Source organism: Bradyrhizobium sp. 2S1, assembly GCF_011516625.5.
GTDB classification, from domain to species: Bacteria; Pseudomonadota; Alphaproteobacteria; order Rhizobiales; family Xanthobacteraceae; genus Bradyrhizobium; species Bradyrhizobium septentrionale.
Window position 1 is genome coordinate 4,309,914 of the sequence record NZ_CP147717.1, and the last position, 20,730, is coordinate 4,330,643.

Below are 20,730 nucleotides of genomic sequence, written 5' to 3' on the forward strand. Positions count from 1 at the left end.
CCGGATCAGGCGCTTGTCGCGGCCGCCGGCGCTTGCGTAAACCGGCTGACCGGCCGCGGCAATCCGAAGTGCTCGCGCAGCGTGGTGCCGGCATAGTCGGTGCGGAACAGGCCGCGGCGCTGCAGGATCGGCACCACTGTGTCGACGAAGATCGCCAATCCGGTGGGCAGCACATCCGGCATCAGGTTGAAGCCGTCGGCCGCACCTGCCTTGAACCAGGCCTCGATGTCGTCGGCGATCTGTTCGGGCGTACCGACGATGATCCTGTGGCCGACGCCGCCGCCGAGGGCGCGCAGCAACTCACGGACGGTGAGATTGCCGCGGCGCGCGATGTTCACCGTTCCCTGGAACATGGTGTGGTTGGCGTTGGCCGGCAGCGGCAACGGATCGGGCAGGGGCTTGTCGAGATCGAGACTATCAGGATCGACCTGCAATGTGCCGGCAAGCCGCGCAAGGCTGTATTCGATCGGGACCAACTCCCAAAGCTCGTCCTGGCGCCGTTTGGCTTCCGCTTCCGTGCTGCCGATGACGGTGGCCAGCCCCGGCAGGATCACGATGGACCCTCCTGCGCGGCTGTAGGCTACGGCACGCGCACGCAGATCGCGCGCATAGGCGACGCCTTCATCGATCGTCTGTGCAAGCGTGAACACCGCTTCGGCCTGCGCGGCGGCGAGGTCGCGGCCGTCGCTCGATCCGCCGGCCTGGACGGTGACCGGACGACCCTGCGGCGAGCGCGGAACATTGAGCGGTCCGGCCACGCTGTAGTGGGTGCCGCGATGTCCGATCGGGTGAACTTTTGACGTATCGACGAACCGCGCGCTCATCTTGTCGCCGACAAAGGCATCGTCTTCCCAGCTGTCCCACAGCGCATGCACGACCTCGGCGAACTCCTTGGCGCGGTCATAGCGCGCCTTGTGCTCGAGCACGTTGGGAAGACCGAAATTGCGGCCGGCTGACGCGTCGGCCGTGGTCACGGCATTCCAGCCGGCGCGGCCACCGCTCGCCAGGTCCAGCGTCGCGAAGCGGCGTGCGATGTTGTAGGGCTCGTTGTAAGTCGTCGAGGCCGTCGCGATCAGCCCGATATGGGTGGTCGCGGCGGCGACGGTCGCCAGCACGATGGTCGGCTCGAGCGACATGAACGAGCGGTAGTCGATGCGGTCAGTGATGGCAGGCGTATCGGCGAGGAAGATCGCGTCGAGCTTGCCACGCTCCGCGATCTCTGCGACGCGCACGTAGTGGCCGACATCGAAGCAGGCACGCGGGTCGCTGTCCGGCAGTCGCCAGGCGGATGCATAGACGCCGGAGTGCAGAAGATTGACGTTGAGATGAAGCTGACGATGAGACATGGCTGCCGTATCTGCGATGATGCTTGTCGCTAGATACCGGCCTGATGCGTGCGCGAGAATGCGTCGGGGGCGGGTGCGGGCAAAAAGAAATATCCGTCTCCCCGCGGCAATCCTGTGCGCAAGTCCATGTCGCGTTGCCTTCCGGTGACGCAACATCCGGCACGCCGCAACATGAATCTTCTTCGTGCGGTGAGGCGGGTGAAAGCTTCGTCCAAGTCTCCGCGAATATCTGAAATTGCCAGGGCGGGCCTGCGCGGGCAACGATATCGCGACGCGCCGCATCATCGCGATTGATCCTGCCTGGAGCCGTGAATCATGCCGAACCAAACTCATCGCGCCGAGCGCGTGTCCGCGCCCGACGGCTCGGTCGCGTTCGAGGCCGACGTTCTGGTGATCGGCGGCGGACCCGCGGGGACCTGGGCTGCGGTCAACGCGGCGGAGCGCGGTGCGCGGGTGGTGCTCGCCGACAAGGGTTTCTGCGGCACCTCGGGCGCAACGGCGTCGGCGGGAACCGGCGTCTGGTACATCGATCCCAATCCGGCCCTGCGTGAGGTCGCGATGACCAACCGCGAGAAGATGGGTGGCTATCTGCAGGATCGCCGCTGGATGGCGCGCGTGCTCGACCGGACCTATCAGCAGAGCAATCGCCTGGCCGACTGGGGTTATCCCTATCCAGTGGACGACCGCGGCGGGCCGCAGCGCAACTCGCTGCAGGGGGCCGAGTATATGCGGCTGATGCGCAAGCGCACCAAGCAGGCCGGCGTCACCATTCTCGACCACAGCCCGGCGCTCGAACTGCTCATGGACGACGACGGGGCTGTCGCCGGCGCCAGCGGCATCCGCCGGCAAAAGCAGGACCGCTGGACGGTGCGCGCCAGGGCGGTCGTGATCGCGACCGGGGGCTGTGCCTTCCTCAGCAAGACGCTTGGATCGAACGTGCTGACCGGCGACGGCTACCTGATGGCCGCGGAGGTCGGCGCCGAGTTCAGCAGCATGGAGTTCTCCAACGCTTACGCGATCTCACCGGCGTTCGGGTCGGTGACCAAGACGTTGTTCTACGGCTGGGCCACCTTCAGCTATGACGACGGCAGCGTGGTGCCCGGCGCGGCGTCGAAGGGCGGACGATCGGCGATTGCGCGCGCACTGCTCCAGGGGCCGGTCTATGCGCGGCTCGACAAGGCCGATGACGACGTGCAGCGTCACATGCGCGCATCGCAGCCGAATTTCTTCCTGCCATTCGATCGCACCGGGATCGATCCGTTCAAGGACCGCTTTCCGGTGACGTTACGGCTGGAGGGCACGGTCAGGGGCACCGGCGGTCTTCGTATCGTCGACGACAGCTGCGCCACCAGCGTGCCCGGCCTCTATGCGGCGGGCGACGCGGCGACGCGTGAATTGATCTGCGGTGGCTTCACCGGCGGCGGCAGCCACAACGCCGCCTGGGCAATGTCGTCGGGATCCTGGGCGGGGCAGGGCGCGGCCGACTACGCCAGGCAGGTTGGGCCGATCGCCAGGCGTAAGTTATCGTCCGCGGGAACCGTCGGCTTTCGAAGCCGGCAGCGTCGTGCGTTCGAACCGGCCGCGCTGGCGAGAGCCGTTCAGGGCGAGGTCTTCCCTTATGAGCTGAACTACTTCCGGGAAGCGTCGCGACTACAGGGAGCGCTCGGACGTCTCGACGCGGCATGGCGCGATGTGTCGGAAGCCGACGCCGCCGGCAAGTCCGAGATCTTGCGGGCGCGCGAGGCCGCGGCGATGCTGGCGACTGCACGGTGGATGTACCGCAGCGCGCTCGCCCGTCAGGAAAGCCGAGGCATGCATCGCCGCGACGACTTCCCCAACCAGGACGACCGGCAGCGGCATTATGTGACGACCGGCGGTCTCGACGAGATCTGGACCGTGGCCCGGCCCCATGCCGAGGCCAGCTACGCGGAGGCTGCGGAGTGATCGAAATTATCGATGCCGAGCGCTGCACGTCCTGTGACATCTGTGTCAACGTCTGCCCGACCAACGTATTTGACAAGACCGATGGAATTCCGGTAATCGCCCGGCAAAGCGACTGCCAGACCTGTTTCCTCTGCGAGCTCTATTGTCCCGAGGATGCGCTCTATGTCTCGCCCTTTGCGGATCAGGCGCAACCGATCGACCTCGTTGCGCTCAGGCAAACGGACAGGATGGGCAGCTACCGCCGGGCGGTGGGCTGGACCGACGACACCAGCGATCGCCGCGGCATCGACCGCAGCTATCTGCTCTTTGGTCATTGAAGCCCCGGCCGCGATGGCGGCGACCAAAGCGACCTAATGGACTGACTGAATGAACGTGCATCAATCCCTGACGGCGGTTCGGCCCGTCGAGCCGCTGCTACCCGTCGCGCATCCGCCGAGCGCGGTTGACACGATGGTCCGGTTCGAGCAGGTCTCGAAGGCCTATCCGGCCTACCGCGACAAGCCGAGCGTGCAGGCCTTGCAAGGCATCGACTTTGCGATTCCGCGCGGCTCGATCACCGGGGTGATCGGCCGTTCCGGCGCCGGCAAATCCAGCCTGGTGCGGCTGATCAACGGGCTGGAGAAGCCATCGAGCGGCCGTGTCATTGTCGATGGGCGCGATATCTCCGGACTTGCGGGCCGCGAGCTGCGGCTGGCGCAGCGCTCGATCGGCATGATCTTCCAGCATTTCAACCTGCTGTCGTCGCGCACCGCCGCCGACAATATCGCCCTGCCGCTCGAGATCGCGGGTTGGTCGCGAGCTGATATCGCGGTTCGTGTCGCGGAGCTGCTCGAGCTCGTCGGCATCGCCGACAAATACGATCGCTACCCGTCCGAGCTGTCGGGCGGCCAGAAGCAGCGCATCGGCATCGCCCGCGCGCTGGCGACGCGGCCGAACGTGCTGCTGTCGGACGAGGCGACCTCGGCGCTCGATCCGCAAACCACCCGCTCGATCCTGGACCTGTTGGCCAACATCAATCGCGAGCTTGGCGTCACCATCATCCTGATCACCCACGAAATGTCGGTGGTCCGGCAGCTCGCCAAGGAAGTCGTGGTGATCGACAGCGGCCACATCGTCGAACGCGGCCATGTCGCGGATATCTTCACGCATCCCGGCCATCCGGTCACGCAGGCCTTTCTGTCGGAAGTGGTCGGCGACAGCGTTCCGGTGTCGCTGGCAAGCCGACTGCAGCGGCAGCCGGTCGCGGGCGGACATGCCGTTATCCGCGTGCAGGTTCGCGGCGCCGATGCCGGCGACACCATCGTCGCCCGCCTGGCGCGCGAGCTCTCGATCGATGTCGCGTTGCTGTCGGCCCGGATCGACGAGATCGGAGGCCAGCATGTCGGCTCATTGACGTTGGGCATTCCCGGCGGCGAGGCCGCGGCCGACAAGGCAGCGTCCTATCTCTCCCAGCATAACCTTCCGGTGGAGCGCCTCGGCTATGTCGCGTGAACTCATCAACCTGATCGTTCAGTCCACCGGCGAGAGCTTGTTCATGGTGTCGGTCGCTGCATTGATCGCCACCGCGTTCGGGCTTCCGATCGGCGTTTTCCTGGCCACCAGCCGCAAAGGGGAGCTGTTCGCGGCACCGGCGGTCAACAGCGTGCTGGGCATCATCGTGAATGCGACGCGCTCGACACCGTTCATCATCCTGGTGGTAGCCATCATCCCGTTCACGCGGCTGATCGCGGGCACCTCGATCGGCTCGGGCGCAGCGATCGTCCCGCTGACCATCGCGGCAACGCCGTTCATCGCGCGACTGGTCGAGGCCGCGATCCGCGAGGTCGATGCCGGACTGATCGAGACCGCATCGTCGTTCGGCGCCAGCCCGCTGCAGATCGTGCTGAAGGTGCTCATCCCCGAGGCGCTGCCCGGCCTGGTGCTTGCTCTGACGCTCGCGGTGGTCAGCCTGCTCGGCTATTCGGCGATGGTGGGAGCGGTCGGCGGCGGCGGGCTTGGAGACCTCGGCATCCGCTACGGCTACCAGCGCTTCATGCCGGAAATGATGCTGGCGGTCGTCGTCGTCCTGATCGCGCTGGTGCAGACAGTGCAGACCGCCGGCGATTATCTCGCCCGCCGCGTCAACCGCCGCCTGCGCCACCGCTGAGACGGGAATCCGTCACGAGCCCTTCGGGGCTGTTTGTCATATTGCGAGTTCCTACGGAGACCAAAATGTCCTTTCGTCCCATTATCGTGCTTGCCGGCGTGCTGGCGATCTGGTCGGCCGCCGCCTCGGCGGAAGCGATCAAGATCGGCGTGACGCCCGGGCCGCATGCGCAAATCCTCGAGGCGGTGAAGCCGATCGCGGCCAAGAACGGGCTCGATATCCAGCTCGTCGAATTCTCTGATTATGTGGTGCCGAACGCGGCGCTCGATGCCGGCGACATCCAGGCCAATTCGTTTCAGAACCAGCCCTATCTCGACAACCAGAAGACCGATCGCGGCTACAAGATCGAGCCGGTCGGCCTGACGGTCAATTTTCCGATCGGGGTCTATTCCAAGAAGCACAAGAGCTGGGCCGATCTGCCGGACGGCGGCAAGGTCTCGATCCCGAACGATCCCACCAATGGCGGCCGGGCGTTGCTGCTGCTGCGCGACAGGGGTGCGATCAAGCTGAAGGACGGCGTTGGCTTCAAGCCCACGGTCCTTGATGTCGCCGACAATCCCAAGAAGTTCAAATTCGTCGAGGTCGATGCGGCGCAGTCACCGCGTGCGCTCGACGATGTCGACGCGGCCGTGATCAACACGAACTACGCCACCCAGGCCGGCCTCGATCCGGTCAAGGATCCGATCCTGCGGGAGGATCCGAAGGGCCCCTACGTCAACCTGATCGCGGTTCGCGCCGCGGACAAGGACAAGCCGTGGGTCAAGATCCTCGTCGACAGCTATCACACGCCCGAGGTCAAGGAGTTTGTCCTGACCAAGTTCAAGGGCGCCGTGCTGCCGAGCTGGTAGCCGCAAATCCAGGAAAGTTGAGCGGGCAGGCGTTGCTTCCACGGGCTTGGCCACCGTGGAGCGCAGCTTGCCGCGATGTTGGGGAATTTTATGCGTATCCTGATGACCGTTGTTGCCGCCGTGCTTCTGATTGGCGGCGCCAAGGCCGAGACCATCCGCGTCGGAGTCACGGCAGGCCCCCATGCCGAGATCCTCGATGTGGTGAAAAAGGTGGCCGCCGGCCGCGGGCTCGACATCAAGGTCGTCGAGTTCACGGACTACGTGATTCCGAACCAGGCGTTGGCGCTCGGGGATCTCGAGGCCAACTCGTTTCAGCACGAGCCCTACCTCAAGAACCAGATCTCCAAGACCGGCTGGAAGATCGTCAAGGTCGCCAACACCATCGCCTCGCCGCAGGGCGTCTACTCGCTGAAGTATAAGAAGCTGGCTGACTTGCCCGAGGGCGCGCGGGTGGCGATCGCCAATGATCCCTCGAACGGTGCGCGTGGCCTGATGATCCTCGCGCTTCACGGCCTTATCAAGCTGAAGGACCCGGCCAACGTCGCGTCCACGATTGCCGACATCACCGACAATCCCCGGAAGCTCCGTTTCGTCGAACTGGACGCCGCGCAGCTGCCGCGCTCGTTGCAGGACGTCGACCTGGTGTCGATCAACAACAACTATGCGGTGCAGGCCGGCCTCAATCCCGCCGTCGATGCCATTGCCCGTGAGGCGGCCGACGGCCCCTGGGTCAACATCCTCGCGGTGCGCGAGGACGACAAGGCCAAGCCTTGGGTCAAGCATTTCATCGAGGCCTATCATTCGGACGAGGTGAAGGCGTTCCTCGACACGCGGTTCAAGGGCACCTACATCGCGACTTGGTGAGCGGCGCAACCGGCAACGCGTCTATTCGGCAGCGTCGGGACGGACCGCATTCGACGGCGAGAGCCGATAGCTCGCGCCGGGATGCGTGACGTGAAGCCGCGGCCCGCGGCCGGGGAACAGCTTTTCCCGCAGCGTACCCTCGCGGTAGGCCGTCTTGTAGACCCCGCGTGACTGCAGCTCCGGCACGACGAGATCGACGAATGCGTCGAGCGATTCCGGTGCGACGAGGCGGAACAAGTTGAAGCCGTCGACATCGGTTTCATCCGCCCAGGCGATCAGCTCGTCCGCGACATCCTGGGGCGAGCCGACCACGAAGGGCGAGCGCGCGCCGACGCGGCTCAGCGTCGCGAGATCGCCGACCTTGACCGGGCGATCGCTGCGCAAGGTGAAGTTCTCGACCATCGACTGGATCGCGTTGCTCTCGACATATTGCACCGCCTGGTCGGGGCGATAGGTCGAGAAATCGATGCCGGTCCAGCCCGAGAGCAGAGCCAGCTGACCGGTCTGGTCGACATGTGCGGCATAATCCGAGAGCAGATCCTCGGCCTCTGCACGGGTCGGCGCAACGATCACGGTCGCGCCGGCAAACAGGCGGATATCATAGGGATCGCGGCCAAACTCCTTTGCCGCGCTCCTGATGTCGCGGACGGCGCGGGCGAGAATCGGCCGGGTCTGGCCGTTGAGGAAGATCGCCTCTGCATGCCGTGCCGCAAAGGCGCGGCCGCGTTTCGAAGTGCCGGCCTGATACAATAGCGGCGTGCGTTGCGGAGAGGGTTCCGCGAGATGGATGCCGTCGACCTTGTAGTGCGGCCCTTGATGACGGACGGGATGGATTTTCGCCGGATCGGTGAAGATACGCGCCGCACGGTCCCGGCGCACTGCGCTGTCCGCCCAACTGCCCTCCCATAATTTGTAGCTCGCGGCGAGGAATTCCTCGGCCGCCTCGTAGCGCTCATCATGCGCGCGGTTCGCCTCGAGCCCCATGCCGCGGGCGCCGCTGTCGAGATAGCCGGTGACGATGTTCCAGCCGATCCGTCCGTTGGTCAGATGATCGAGCGTCGAGAAGCGACGGGCAAACTGGTAGGGATGTTCGTAGGTGAGGTTGGACGTGATGCCGAAGCCGAGATGCCTGGTGACCAGCGCCATGGCCGAGACCAGCAGGGTCGGTTCGGCGTTCGGCAATTGAACGGCCTGACTGAGCGCCGTGTCCGGGGTGTTGCCGTAGACGTCATAAATGCCGAACACGTCGGCCAGGAAGATGCCGTCGAGCAGTCCGCGCTCGGCTGTCCTGGCATATTCGATCCAATAGTCGAGCGAGTTGTAGTTGAGCGAGGTGTCGCGCGGATGCGACCACAGGCCGGCCCAGTTGTGGCTTGGCGCCATCATGTTGAACGCATTGAAGCGAAGCTCTTTTGATTTTGCCATCGACCTGTTCCGATAGGGAGCGTGTCGGACCAACGTAACAGCTTGCCTGCGCGACTTTGTTTTGTATTCGGCGAGGAAGCGTGAAAATCCTGCTGTATCGGAAATCCCGGGTAGCAGGGTCACGCTCATTGGCGCCTCCGGTCCGGTCGGAAGTCTGCGGGAATCCGCGCGCGCGGGCGATCAACTGCGCGATCCGCGCTGTGTGACCCGCTATATCGCGCGCCGGCGATGGCGGTCGCGCACGAAACAAATGCGTCGCGACGGATGTGCCATCTGAAAAATTCACGATGCCGTTCCGTGAGACGCCAGTACGTCCATCGCTATTTTCCTGGACATCTCGACAGCCGCAAAGTCGCTGCGCATTATTTCGCGACTTGCAACGCTTGGTTCACCGATCCCAGGAGATTTCGAAATGCCGGTCGAAACGAAAAATCTCGAGACGCTCGCCCTGCATGGCGGGTCCTACCGGTCGGATCCTGCGACCGGCGCAGTAGCGGTTCCGATCTATCAGACGACCTCGTTCCAGTTCGAGAGCACCGACCATGCGTCGCGGCTGTTCGCGCTGGAATCGATCGGGCAGATCTACACAAGGATCAAGAACCCGACGGCCGATGCCTTCGAGGAGCGGCTGGCCGCGCTGGAAGGCGGCGTCGGCGCGCTCGCGGTGGCGTCGGGCCAGACCGCATCGGCCTTTGCGATCTTCAACATCGCCCAGGCCGGCGACAACATCGTCTCCTCCACCGATCTCTATGGCGGCACATGGACGCTGCTGTCGCAGACCATGAAGCAGTTCGGCATCGAGGTGCGGTTCGTCGATCCGGCCGCCCCCGAGAATTTCCGTCGCGCCACCGACGCGAAGACCCGTGCCTATTTTGCCGAGACCCTGCCCAATCCCAAGCTCAACGTGTTCCCGATCAGGGAAGTCGCTGACATCGGACGCTCGCTCGGTGTGCCGCTCATCCTCGACAACACGGCGGTGCCGCTGGTTGCGCGCCCGTTCGATCATGGCGCCGCGATCGTGGTCTATTCGACGACGAAATATATCGGCGGCCACGGCACGTCGATCGGTGGTGCGATCATCGATGGCGGCAATTTCGACTGGGCGGCGCATGCCGAGCGCTTTCCGCTGCTGACCCAGCCGGACGCCGCCTATCACGGCGCGATTTGGACGGAAGCGGCCAAACCGCTCGGTCCGATCGCCTACATCCTGCGCGCGCGCGTGAAGTTGTTGCGCGATCTCGGCGCCGCGATCGCGCCACAGAACGTCTTCCAGTTCATCCAGGGGCTCGAGACGCTGCCGTTGCGGCTGCGTCAGCACAACGAGAATGCGATCAAGGTAGCGGATTTCCTGGCCAAGCACCCCGCCGTCTCGCATGTGATCTTCCCGGGATTGCAGCAGGGGGAGAATCGGCGCCGCGCCGACGCCTATCTGAAGGGGGGCTATGGCGCGCTTGTCGGCTTCGAGCTGAAAGGCGGCGTCGAGGCCGGCCGCCGCTTCATCGACGCGCTGAGGCTGTTCTATCACGTCGCCAATATCGGCGATGCGCGGTCGCTGGCGATCCATCCGGCCTCGACCACCCACCAGCAGCTCACCGCTGAGGAGCAACTCGCGGCCGGCGTCACGCCTGGCTACGTGCGGCTCTCGGTCGGGATCGAGCACGCCGACGACATCATCGCAGACCTCGTTCAGGCCCTGGCGCAGGCCGAGGCCGGTGGCAGCGCCCGCAAGGCAGCGTGATCGCACTCGACAACATTGGAACAGGATTGAGATGATGAAGACATTGTTGCGCCTGGCGCAAGCGGCAGGCGTCCTCCTTGCCTTGACGGCGAACGCCGTCGCTGACGAGCCCCTCAAGATCGCGACCAGCGCCGGTCCGGTTGGCCAGCTGGCGGCGTTCGCCGCCAAGCTCGCCAAGGACAAGGGACAGGACGTCAAGATCGTCGAGCTGTCCGATTGGGTCGCCTTGAACGAGGTGGTCAACAGCGGCGACGTTGACGCGAACCTGTTCCAGCACGCCACCTATCTCGCGATCCAGAACAAGCAGCGCGGCTTCAATCTGGTCCAGGTTGACAAGGTCGGCGTGATCGCCCCGGTCGGGCTGTTCTCGAAGAAGATCAAGTCGCTCGACGAGATCAAGCCCGGCGACAGCGTTGCTATTCCGAACGAGCCGCTCAACGGCGCGCGGGGATTGATCCTGCTCGAGCGGGCCGGCCTGATCAAGCTGACGCCGGGCAAGGGCTTCTCGGTGAGCCGGTTCGATCATCGAGAACCCCAAGAACCTGAAGATCGTCGAACTCGATCCGGCCCAGACCTATCGCTCGCTCGACGACGTCACGCCGCGCTCGTCAACATCACCTATCTGATCCCCGCGGGCGGCGATCCGAAATCGGCACTGCTCATCGATCGTACCGTGGACGACGGATTGGTGTTGCGCTTCACAGCGCGGCCGGACAAGAAGGACGATCCGCGCCTCAAGGCCTTTATCCAGGTCTTCAACTCGCCCGAGGTGAAGAAATTCATCGAGAACAAGCTGCCGGCGTTCATTCCCGCCGGCTTCAGCAGCTAGAGCATTTTCCGACCGGAATGAATCGGGTGGGGATTCCCAAAACGGCGCGAGTCAGATTCAAGCTGCATGCTGGCGAGGGAGGCCAGCATGTATGGCCAGGGCGCTTTCGGTTGATCTTCGTCAAAGGGTGATAGCCGCGATTGACGGTGGCATGTCCTGTCGACAGGCTGCTGAGCGCTTTGGTGTCAGCGCGGCCAGTGCGATCCGCTGGCGCGGTCGCCTCAAGGAAGTTGGCGACATCGTTCCTAAACGCCAGGGCGGTGACCGCAAATCGCAGCGCATCGAAGCGCATTCGCAATTGATTCTGGAGGCAGTGACAGCGAAGCCGGATATCACGCTCGCCGAGTTGCGAGAACTGTTGAAACGTCGTGGAATATCGACTGGCATCGCGTCGCTCTGGCGTTTTTTCCAGCGCAGAAAGATCACACTTAAAAAAAGACAGCGCACGCCGCCGAGCAACGGCGCGGCGATATAAATGCCGCGCGTGAGGAGTGGCTCGAAGGGCAAATCGATCTTGACCCTGAGCGTCTCGTCTTCATCGACGAAACCAGCGCCAACACCAAAATGGCGCGGCTTTACGGCCGCTCGCCACGCGGCGAGCGATGTCGTGCAGCTATCCCACACGGACATTGGAAGACGACGACATTCACCGCTGGATTGCGCTCCGACGGTCTGATCGCGCCGCTTGTTCTGGACGGTCCAATGGATGGCGACGCTTTCCTGGCCTACGTCGAGCAATTGCTCGCCCCATCGCTGCGGCCGGGCGATACCGTTATCATGGACAACTTGCCCGCTCACAAGGTCCATGGCGTTCGAGAGGCCATCCGGGCGGTCGGAGCAAGCCTGCTCTATCTTCCGCCCTACAGTCCAGACTTCAACCCGATCGAAATGGCCTTCTCTAAACTGAAAGCCCTGTTGCGGGCCGCCGCAGCGCGCACCATGCCCGATCTCTGGCAAGCAATCGCCAACGCTCTCAAGCGCTTCTCACCCGAGGAATGCCAAAATTATCTCGTCGCGGCTGGTTACGACGCAACGTGATCGGAAAATGCTCTAGTACTTGTCAGTTCACGGCGGAGCGGGAGCTGCCCTGTCTCTTCGGCACGGGAGAGCAGGGCAGCAAGGAATTCGCGCCATAGCCGCTGGGTGTAGGCCGAAGCCTGGAATGTCAGCCGCAGGTGTCGCGGGTCAGCCGAAGATGCAGGCATCTTGTGCGCACGGGCTCGACTAGCCGTGCGGCCCGAACAGGAAGATCTCACGGGAGTCGCGCTGTCCGTCGGGATTTGCGGCGCGCGCAAGTCTCCTGCGCCACCGCCGGACGCGCCGGGCCACACGACCAAGCGCGTGGAGCCAAGAAGACGCCGGATGCATAGAACCTCCACTGAAGTGTCGTTTCACTGCACGATAACACGTCCTTGTCCGGCTTGAGCGCGCACGCCGGCGGTATCGCAAGTTTGCAATCAATGGATAGGGTTGAGGCGATCTTGCAGAACGGTCGTTTGGTCGGCCGCGCGGACAAAGAAAGTTCATTCCCTGAGCAGCCGCGATCGGCGTTGGCGTCTCGAGATGCCGGATCGCGCGGCGCCCGCGCAACCGAGGCCTCGACCGATACCGATCGATCCCTCGCTGCCGCGGCGCTAGGGGAGGCACGCGCATAATCCGGAAGGAGTAGGTGGGCACTCCATGCGGGAAGTGGCGCGCGCGGCCGAACTGCATGAGACTACAGCAAAATATCGGATCGGCGAGGGTGGAGCCCCCCATGAGACAGGTGATTTCAGGTGGGGCGCCGACCGCAAAGCGGGGAGTGCTCCGGTTGCTCGTGCTGGCGGCGCTGGTTCCGCTGCTCACGACCATTCCACCGTCCAGCACGGATGCGCAGGCGCAACGTGCTGCACCTCGTCAAGTGCGGCGTGATCCACCGCCGGAAAAGCCGCAGGTGACGATGAATGCCTGGACGGTCGGCCTCGCCGGAGGCCTGCTCGAAGGCGCGCCCATCCGCTTCGCGTCCGAAATCGCCCGCGTCGTGGACGATGGCGACAAGCTGCACGTTTTGCCGGTCGTGACGCGCGGACCGACCGAGAACGTGAACTCACTGCTCTATTTGCGTGGCATCGATGCAGCCATCATCAACTCCGACGCGCTCGAGGAGTACAAGAGCCAGGTGCCGGACATCCAGCAACGGCTGGCTTACGTGCTGAACCTGTTTCCGTCCGAACTGCATATATTCGTTCGTCCCGAGATTCAGAGCCTGAGCGATCTCGCCGGCAAGAAGGTCAACTTCAACAATCTGGGGACCGCCGCGGCCTATTCGGGGCCCCTGATCTTCAGCCGCCTCGGCCTCGATGTGGAAAAAACCTTCATTCCGCATCAGGTCGCGCTTGAGCAGATGCGCAAGGGCGAAATGGCCGCGGTCGTCTTCATCACCTCGAAGCCGATTGACGCCTTCGTGCGCGGCCGCTGGGAGCCGGGGTTCAAGTTCCTGCCGGTGCCTTATGACAAGAAGTTCGAGGACTTCTATCTTCCCGCCTCGCTCGAGGCATCGGAGTATCCCAATCTCATCAAGCCGGGCGAGCGCGTCACGACAATCGCGGTACCGACCGCTCTGGTGGCCTTCAACTTCCCGGCCAAGTCGAACCGCTATGAACGCCTTGCGCGCTTCGTGGAGTATCTGTTCTCGCGCATTGACAAGCTGCAGCAGCCAGGCTTCGACCCGAAGTGGAAGGCGATCAATCTCGCAGCGACCGTTCCCGGCCTGGCGCGCTTCCCTGCGGCGCAGGCGTGGCTCGATCGCGAGCCGCGCGCCGCCGCAAATCGATCGCAATGAAACGCGCGGCGACCCGCGTGGTGGCTGGAATCATGCTTCTGGGCGGGATGTCCTGGGCGCAGGCGGCAGACGATCGCCGGATCGCGCAGCTTCGCGCATGTCCCGAAGGGATGGAGTGTCCCGAGAAGGCGCCGCGTACATCAGCGCCTCGTCCGGCGAACCCGACGGGCAACTGGATCGTCAGCCTGACGACGTCGCCGGTCGATTATTCACCGGTCGCCACCGCCACGACATCGTCGCGCGATGCTGCCGGTGGCGCCGGGATGACGCTTTCGATTCGCTGCCACGGCGGACGGAACGAACTGATCGTCGCCGGGCCGGGCGTATCCGGTCGCGGCGACGATTATGCAATCTCCTATCGCGTCAACGACGACCAGACGCTGCAGGTCGCGGCAGACGTGCCGGCGTCGGGGACCGGCGTTGCGTTCGGCGGCGATGTCGTCCGCCTGCTGCAGTCCCTTCCGGGTAACGGCGGCCTCAATATTCACCTCACATCCCGCAAAGGCCCAGCCCTGCATGCAGCGTTTCCGCTCGGCGGGTTGGACGCGGTGCGCGTGAAGATCGCCGCCGCGTGCAAGTGGCCGCAGCCAGTCGCCAAGCCCAATGGGTAACAAGTAGCAACGTGTGTTCGACAGGAGAGGCATTATGCGCGTGTTTCAACATACTGCGAGAGTAGCCATCATCGGAGCCGTAACGGTCTTGCTCGCCACGTCGTTTGCAGCGGCGCAGCAAAGTGGCGGACGGTACTGGACACCGGGCACGACAAATCCCGCTGTCGACAGCAAGCAGATTGCAGAAAGCAAAACGCTCAAGCACAGGGCGGCCAAACAGAAGAGGGAGCGGTCGCCGCTTTCCGCCAACGCCCGGCTGCAGCCCGACAGCAAGCCGCACCGATTGATCCTGCAGGTGAACACCAATGATCCCGCCGCGATGAATCTCGCGCTCAACAATGCGACCAACGTCGCGCAATACTACAAGGATCTCGGCGAGAAGGTAAAAATCGAGGTTGTCACGTTCGGGCCCGGCCTGCATATGCTGCGCGATGACACCTCGCCGGTGAAGTCCCGTATCGAGGAGTTGGCGCTGAGCACGCCCGAGATCGCGTTCAAGGCCTGCGGCAACACCCAGGAAAAAATGCACAATGCAGAGAAAAAGGACATCCCGATCATTCGTCAGGCGGAGGTGGTGAAGTCGGGCGTCGTGCGGGTGATGGAACTGCAGGAGAAGGGCTGGTCCTATGTGAAGCCGTGACCGCCGCCTAACCCGAAAGGGGTGGATGGCTTCGCGCGGAGTTGGGGCGCATAATGCCGCACCTCAACAGATCGTGTCGCCTTGCGACGGGTGATTGCGGATGGGTCGCACGGTTCTTCTCAATGATGAAGTAGGTACTCTCTGCAACATCGCGGGCTCGCCGCGTCGGCACGCGCTCAAGCTCGGACGACCCGCGCTCTTGTGGACGACCGCGGTCGTGCTGGCGATGGCGTGGGCGCCGGAGACACGGGCGTCGCCCGATCCTGCGCGCTCCTCGGCATCCGAAGTCGTGCCACAGGGCCCAGGGGACACCGGCAAACCGGTGCAGGTTGCGCAGGGAGCGACCACCGAGACTGAGCAGCCTCCGGAACAGAAGTCCCAATTGGGGGAGAAGCTGTCCTGCGAACTCTCCAGTGCAAGGCTTGATATCAGCCTGATGCAGCGTATCGAGTACGAGCACGTGCGGGCGGAAGGGCTGGAGCGGGATCTCGCGGCGGCCCGACGCGAAACCCAGGCTGCGCTGGCGGCGAAAGCGGCCGAAGGCGCTGCCCAGACCAAGCAGACCGCGCAGGGCGGCGCGGAGTTGCAGGACGCCCTGCAACAGGCGCGCGAGCGGGCAGGGAAGCTGGAACAGGATCTCGCGACAGCGCGGCGTGATGTCGAGGCCCAGACGGCGGCGGCGGCAAAGGCGGGCGAGGATGTCCTGCGCCAGAAGCGGGTGGTAGAAGCCGGGGCCGCCGAGCTGAAGCAATCGCGCGAGAAAGCGGACATGCTCGCACAGGACCTCTCCCGGGCGCGCAGTTCGATCTTCGCCTATGAGGCGCAGGCCCGCAAAGCTACGGAAGAAGCGGCGGAGCTCAGGCAGGCGGCTGAAAAGGCCGCGGCTTCGCCTCGCAAATCCATGCCCGACGACTCTGGACGATTAGCGCGGCTGGAGCAGGACCTTGCGGCGGCGCGACGTGATGTCGAGACCAAGACTGCGCTGGTCACGCAAGCAGGCGAGGAAACATCCCGCCTGCAAGCGGCGGGGAAGAGCGCCGCCGCGGACCTGCAAAAGGAGCGTGAGCGGTCTGCGCGGCTGGAGCAGGATCTGGCGGCGGCACGACGCGATATCGAGAGCAAGACCGCGCTCGCGACCAAGGCAGGGGAGGAATCCTCCCGGCTGCAAGCGGCGGGGAAGAGCACCGCCACGGACCTACAAAAGGAGCAAGAGCGGTCCGCCCGGCTGGAGCAGGATCTGGCGGCGGCGCGACGCGATATCGAGAGCAAGACCGCACTCGCGACCAAGGCAGGGGAGGAAGCGTCCCGCCTGCAAGCGGCGGGGAAGAGCGCCGCCACGGACCTTCAAAAGGAGCAAGAGCGGTCCGCCCGGCTGGAGCAGGATTTGGCGACGGTGCGACGCGACGTCGAGAGCAAGACTGCGCTTGCGACCAAGGCAAGTGAGGAATTCTCCCGGCTGAAAGCGGGGGAGAAGAGCGGCGCGACGGATTTGCAAAAGGAGCGAGAGCGAACCGCCCGGCTGGAACAGGACCTGGCGGCGGCGCGACGTGACATCGAGAGCAAGACCGTACTCGTGACGAAGTCAGGGGAGGAAGCGTCCCGCCTGCAAGCGGCGGCGAAGAGCGCCGCCGCGGATTTGCAAAAGGAGCGAGAACAGTCCGCCCGGCTGGAGCAGGATCTGGCGGCAGCGCGTCGCGATGGTGAGGCCCAGACGGCGCGGGCGGCAAAGGCAAGCGAGCAAGTCTCGCTGCAGAAGCAGGCAGCGGAAGCCGGTGCTTCCGAGTTGAGGCAATTGCGCGCAAGGATGGATCAGGCACAGAGCTCCTCCCTGTGGCTGAGCACGGTCCATGCGTATGAGGCCCAGGTTCGCAACGCGCGTAGCGCTGCGCCGGAAGCCCTGACGACCGGTTCGATCCCGCGGGACAAGCCCAAGTCCATCGAGGTGACCGCTCATCCAGTCGCCCAGCAAACCCTGCCAGCACCTGCTCGTGCCGCTGCTCCGCCTGCTCCCGAGCAAGCCGCGGAAGCTGCAGGGCTGGTCGCGCGAGCGAGCTCGCTGCTCCGGCAGGGGGATATTGGCGCGGCGCGGCTCGTACTGGAGCGGGCCATCGAAATGGGCAGCGCCCAAGCGAGCTTCGCGCTGGCAGAGACCTACGATCCGCTGATTCTTGCGAAATGGGGGACCTACGGCACGCGCGGTGACGCCCGCAGAGCGCAAGACCTCTATGTCAATGCCGACGCCGCGGGAGTCCGGGAGGCCAAATCGCGGCTGGAAGCGCTGCGCCAGTAGCGCATGCGCAAATTAACCGGGCGATCTCATTGACTTAACGACCAACAGCCGTCTGCGCGGGGCTTGCCGCGGTTTACTCAAAAGGGGTGCCCACAATGGGATAGTTGTGCGTCCTCCTCCCAGGGGTCACGATGGCTAAGCCCTGCTTGTCGTAGTGCCGCTTTTGGAGCCACGGTCGCGTTCGGCGACGTGGTAGCCATCATCGAACGCGAAAGTCGCGTCTATGGTTGTCGAACATCAGTCCAAGCCCGCTCGGCCTAATCCATTCCGAACTCGCGGAGGAATGAGCACTATCCTTGCAATCGCCAGTCTTGCCGTCGTCGGTGTGGCAGCGGTCTGGAACTGGGGTGCAGTCGAGATACTGTCCCACGCGGTGGTGGAAAAGGCGTTTGCCACGCTAGGTGCCCAGTACGACAGGCCGGCTCAGGCCGTGCCACAAGCCGCTGCTGCAGCAAAGCCGGCTTCGTCGGGCGGGCCGTCGATGACGCCGGTCGTATCAAACGGCACGCCTGCCTCCGCAATCGCCGAACGCTCCAAGATCGCCGGCCCGGCGCGGGCGGCGCCGGCCGGAGAGTTGTGCGGCATCGGCGACAAACTCACGATCGCCTTCTACGAGCGCGTCGAACTCGAAGAGGACAAATGGGGGCGCGGCTCAGGCTCGGCCTTGCGCGGTCTCGTGCAGCGTCCGGAACTGAGCGGCCCATACACTGTTCAGGACGACGGCACGATTTCGGTCCCCTTGCTTGGCGCCATTCGGGTTGCCGAGCGGTCAACACTGCAGGTTCGTACCGATTTGGCAGAGGCCTTCGATCAGTTGCTCGGCCACAAGGGTGTGGTCAATATTCTGTCGGTGGAGCACGCACCCATCTACGTGCTGGGGCCGGTCAAGAGCCCCGGCTCATTCAAGTATGTGTCGGGCATGACCGTGCTGCACGCGATGGCGCTTGCCGGTGGGCTCGACCGGGCCGCCTCTGAGCCGTGGCAGAAGATCGAAGCGGTGCGGGAATCCCTGAGGCGGAGCGGCTCGGCTGATGCCATGCTCAAGCTGTTGGCACGGGCAGCGGTGCTGAAGGCCGAACGGGACGGCGCCGAGCCCAAGATTCCGCTCCGGTTGATCGATCTGGCGGGAGCGGCTGAAGCGGCCAACCTTGTCCGCGAACAGGCGGATCGGCGTAAGGTTATCGCCACTGCCCGCATCAACCGCGAGCGCACGCTTCAGAGCTCGCTGGAAGCGGCCAAGCAGGATGTTGCCGTGTATGGCCGCACGGAAGCGCTCGACGACCTGGTCAAGCTGCGTCAGGAGCGTGCCAACAGCATGCGCGCGCTCGCGGACCGCAATGTCATCAGCGCAACGGTGATGAATCAGGTTCAGATCGAGTTGACCGATGCCGAGCAGCGTAAGCGAGAGGCGCTCAATCAGTACGCGACGGCCAAACAGCGCCTTGCCACGCTCGAGGCCGAAGGATTTCGAATCCAGGCCGATATCAGGAACGACCTGGAGGTCGAGATCGAGGCCATCGAACGCCAAATCGCGGATAATGAGCGCGAGTACAATATCAGTGACGGGGTCCTCAACACATTACCTGCGGTCCGTGCCCAGAAAGAGGCAAACCGGACAACCTACCAGGTGGTGCGGCAAACGGCGACCGGGCCGGTCGCTATCGAGTCTAACGGGATGACCGTGTTGCAGCCGGGCGATCTCGTGAACATCATTGTGAACGAGGGCGACGCGAAGACCCAAGCCAATTCGAACCAAGCCAATTCGAGCCAGGTTAACTCGAGCCAGGTTAACTCGAGCCAAGCTAACCCGAGCCAAGTCAATTCGAGTCAGGTCAATTCGAACCAGGCCGGTTCGCCGGCCCCTGCTGCGTCACCGACCGACCGACCGCCCGTTGGGCGAACTTCCGACCGAAAGGAGATTGGCCGAGCGGTCGCGGATCAGACGACTGCTCCAAAATGATGCCCGGCAGGACGTCATCCCGTCTGAAATCCTCGCCGGATGTCGATCGCGCGGCTTCGGTCGAGCAGGCCAGTTGCCATGAGCCGATCGATGTCCGCATTGAGCCCTTGGGGGACATTGCAGAACTTGAGGTCTCTTGGAAGGAGCTGGAGCGGCGAGCGGCAGGTTCGTTCTATCTGTCCTGGCTCTGGATCGGCACGTGGCTCAGGCACCTCCCGCGCGGCGCACGACCACATGTGCTGGTCGCGCGGATGTCCGGGAGAACCGTAGGCCTGGCGATCGTGTGCCGGCGGACGGTGTGGAGCTTCGGACCGCAGGGGCGGGCGCGCTGGCTGCTCAACGAAACCGGAGACGCTCGCTTCGACCGGCTGTTCATCGAATATAACGGCATCCTTGCCGAGCAAGCTTCGGCTGCTCCCGTCATGGTGGCATGCCTCGACGCTCTTGCGGGCAGCCTAAGTGTCTCCGACGAGCTTGTCCTCTCCGGAATTGATCTGGACTTTGGGGCGCTCGCCTCTCGCGCGGCTCACCGGGTCGGGCTTTTGAATGAAGTGAGGAAAGCTGACGTTGCGCGGTGGGTCGACTTCACCAAGATCGGTGAGAAGAGCGGGGACTACCGAGCCTCATTGGGTCGCAACACCCGCCAGGCCATCAACCGCGCCATCAGGCTCTATGCCGAACGCGGCCCCGTCGAGTTCCGGATCATGGAGACGACGTCGGAGGCGCTCGCCGCGTTCGATGTGCTGGCCGGCTTTCATCAATCGCGATGGGGAGCCAAGGGATCCTTTGCCAACCCCGGCTTCCGCACTTTTCATGAAGACCTGATTGCGCGCGGGGTCCCCAGCGGCGCCATCCGTATCTCACGGACGCTGGTTGGAGGGCAAACGGTCGGAGTGTTGTACAATTTCGTGCACGATGGCCATGTCCTGAACTACCAAAGCGGGCTTCTCTACGAGCAGGATGGCCGGGTGAAGCCTGGCCTGGTCAGCCATGTGCTGTCGATCGAGGACAGCATGTCGCGCGGCGAGCGCGGCTACGATTTCCTGGCCGGCTTCGCCCGCCACAAGTCCCAGCTTGCCAATGCCGAGCACGCGATGACGTGGAGCATCATAGGCGGGGACACCTTGGAGCGCCGCGTCGAGGCAAGGCTACGGCGCGCCAGGCAAGCGCTGGGACAGTTCGTGCGAAAGCAAATGAGCGTGCGAACGGCCCCGACCGGACACGCCGAGGGCAGTTCGCCTCAAGCCATCGAAGGGCCATGAACGGCC

17 protein-coding genes are annotated in these 20,730 nt (G+C 64.2%); 15 read left to right on the plus strand and 2 right to left on the minus strand.

Annotation, left to right across the window (positions count from 1 at the left end):
• Positions 1-5 precede the first annotated feature (5 nt).
• A complete protein-coding gene (locus tag HAP54_RS20365) occupies positions 6-1,346 on the minus strand; it encodes an LLM class flavin-dependent oxidoreductase (protein WP_166303197.1) in 1,341 nt (446 codons plus the stop codon).
• Positions 1,347-1,661: 315 nt separating this feature from the next.
• Between HAP54_RS20365 and HAP54_RS20370 the strand changes: the two genes are divergently transcribed.
• The 6 genes from HAP54_RS20370 to HAP54_RS20395 all read left to right on the plus strand — a co-directional run bounded on the left by HAP54_RS20370 (position 1,662) and on the right by HAP54_RS20395 (position 7,148).
• On the plus strand, positions 1,662-3,290 hold the full coding sequence (locus HAP54_RS20370; protein WP_166303200.1) for an FAD-dependent oxidoreductase: 1,629 nt from the start codon (positions 1,662-1,664) through the stop codon (positions 3,288-3,290).
• Positions 3,287-3,607 carry a 4Fe-4S dicluster domain-containing protein gene (locus HAP54_RS20375; RefSeq protein WP_029085626.1) on the plus strand — a complete coding sequence of 107 codons (321 nt, stop codon included), beginning with the start codon at positions 3,287-3,289 and terminating at the stop codon, positions 3,605-3,607. The genes HAP54_RS20370 and HAP54_RS20375 overlap by 4 nt, the downstream gene beginning before the upstream one ends.
• 49 nt (positions 3,608-3,656) lie before the next feature.
• On the plus strand, positions 3,657-4,781 hold the full coding sequence (locus HAP54_RS20380) for a methionine ABC transporter ATP-binding protein (RefSeq protein ID WP_166303203.1): 1,125 nt from the start codon (positions 3,657-3,659) through the stop codon (positions 4,779-4,781).
• On the plus strand, positions 4,771-5,436 hold the full coding sequence (locus tag HAP54_RS20385; protein ID WP_166303206.1) for a methionine ABC transporter permease: 666 nt from the start codon (positions 4,771-4,773) through the stop codon (positions 5,434-5,436). The genes HAP54_RS20380 and HAP54_RS20385 overlap by 11 nt, the downstream gene beginning before the upstream one ends.
• A 65-nt stretch (positions 5,437-5,501) precedes the next feature.
• Positions 5,502-6,284 (plus strand): MetQ/NlpA family ABC transporter substrate-binding protein, encoded by a 783-nt coding sequence (locus HAP54_RS20390; protein ID WP_166303209.1) that lies wholly within the window; start codon positions 5,502-5,504, stop codon positions 6,282-6,284.
• Positions 6,285-6,374: 90 nt separating this feature from the next.
• The gene (locus HAP54_RS20395; RefSeq protein ID WP_166303212.1) at positions 6,375-7,148 is read left to right on the plus strand and encodes a MetQ/NlpA family ABC transporter substrate-binding protein; all 774 of its coding nucleotides are present in this window, start codon (positions 6,375-6,377) and stop codon (positions 7,146-7,148) included.
• A 21-nt stretch (positions 7,149-7,169) separates the two neighbouring features.
• On the opposite strand, the gene HAP54_RS20400 is transcribed toward HAP54_RS20395, so the two are convergent.
• A complete protein-coding gene (locus HAP54_RS20400) occupies positions 7,170-8,573 on the minus strand; it encodes an LLM class flavin-dependent oxidoreductase (RefSeq protein ID WP_166303215.1) in 1,404 nt (467 codons plus the stop codon).
• Between the two features lie 412 nt (positions 8,574-8,985).
• Here HAP54_RS20400 and HAP54_RS20405 point away from each other — a divergent pair, with 412 nt between their 5' ends.
• From HAP54_RS20405 to HAP54_RS20445, 9 genes are all read left to right on the plus strand, one after another.
• Positions 8,986-10,311: an O-acetylhomoserine aminocarboxypropyltransferase/cysteine synthase family protein gene (locus tag HAP54_RS20405; RefSeq protein WP_166303218.1), complete on the plus strand. Its 1,326-nt coding sequence runs from the start codon at positions 8,986-8,988 to the stop codon at positions 10,309-10,311.
• Positions 10,312-10,345: 34 nt separating this feature from the next.
• Positions 10,346-11,140, plus strand: a complete 795-nt coding sequence (locus HAP54_RS20410) for a MetQ/NlpA family ABC transporter substrate-binding protein (protein WP_224741855.1) — start codon at positions 10,346-10,348, stop codon at positions 11,138-11,140.
• A gap of 91 nt (positions 11,141-11,231) precedes the next feature.
• Positions 11,232-12,178, plus strand: a protein-coding gene (locus HAP54_RS20415; RefSeq protein ID WP_166293914.1) for an IS630 family transposase whose coding sequence is annotated in 2 segments (ribosomal slippage) — positions 11,232-11,571 and positions 11,571-12,178 — 948 coding nt in all. Because the reading frame shifts where the segments join, the coding sequence is not laid out codon by codon here.
• A gap of 778 nt (positions 12,179-12,956) precedes the next feature.
• Complete coding sequence (locus tag HAP54_RS20420) at positions 12,957-13,961, plus strand: TAXI family TRAP transporter solute-binding subunit (RefSeq protein WP_166308115.1); 1,005 nt, start codon at positions 12,957-12,959, stop codon at positions 13,959-13,961.
• Positions 13,958-14,572 (plus strand): hypothetical protein, encoded by a 615-nt coding sequence (locus HAP54_RS20425; RefSeq protein WP_166303221.1) that lies wholly within the window; start codon positions 13,958-13,960, stop codon positions 14,570-14,572. The genes HAP54_RS20420 and HAP54_RS20425 overlap by 4 nt, the downstream gene beginning before the upstream one ends.
• Before the next feature lie 34 nt (positions 14,573-14,606).
• A complete protein-coding gene (locus HAP54_RS20430) occupies positions 14,607-15,212 on the plus strand; it encodes a DsrE family protein (protein ID WP_166303224.1) in 606 nt (201 codons plus the stop codon).
• 100 nt (positions 15,213-15,312) lie between these two features.
• Positions 15,313-17,502 carry a hypothetical protein gene (locus HAP54_RS20435; protein WP_166303227.1) on the plus strand — a complete coding sequence of 730 codons (2,190 nt, stop codon included), beginning with the start codon at positions 15,313-15,315 and terminating at the stop codon, positions 17,500-17,502.
• 283 nt (positions 17,503-17,785) lie between these two features.
• On the plus strand, positions 17,786-19,462 hold the full coding sequence (locus tag HAP54_RS20440) for a polysaccharide biosynthesis/export family protein (protein WP_166303230.1): 1,677 nt from the start codon (positions 17,786-17,788) through the stop codon (positions 19,460-19,462).
• On the plus strand, positions 19,459-20,724 hold the full coding sequence (locus tag HAP54_RS20445; protein WP_248114477.1) for a GNAT family N-acetyltransferase: 1,266 nt from the start codon (positions 19,459-19,461) through the stop codon (positions 20,722-20,724). The genes HAP54_RS20440 and HAP54_RS20445 overlap by 4 nt, the downstream gene beginning before the upstream one ends.
• Positions 20,725-20,730: the final 6 nt, after the last annotated feature.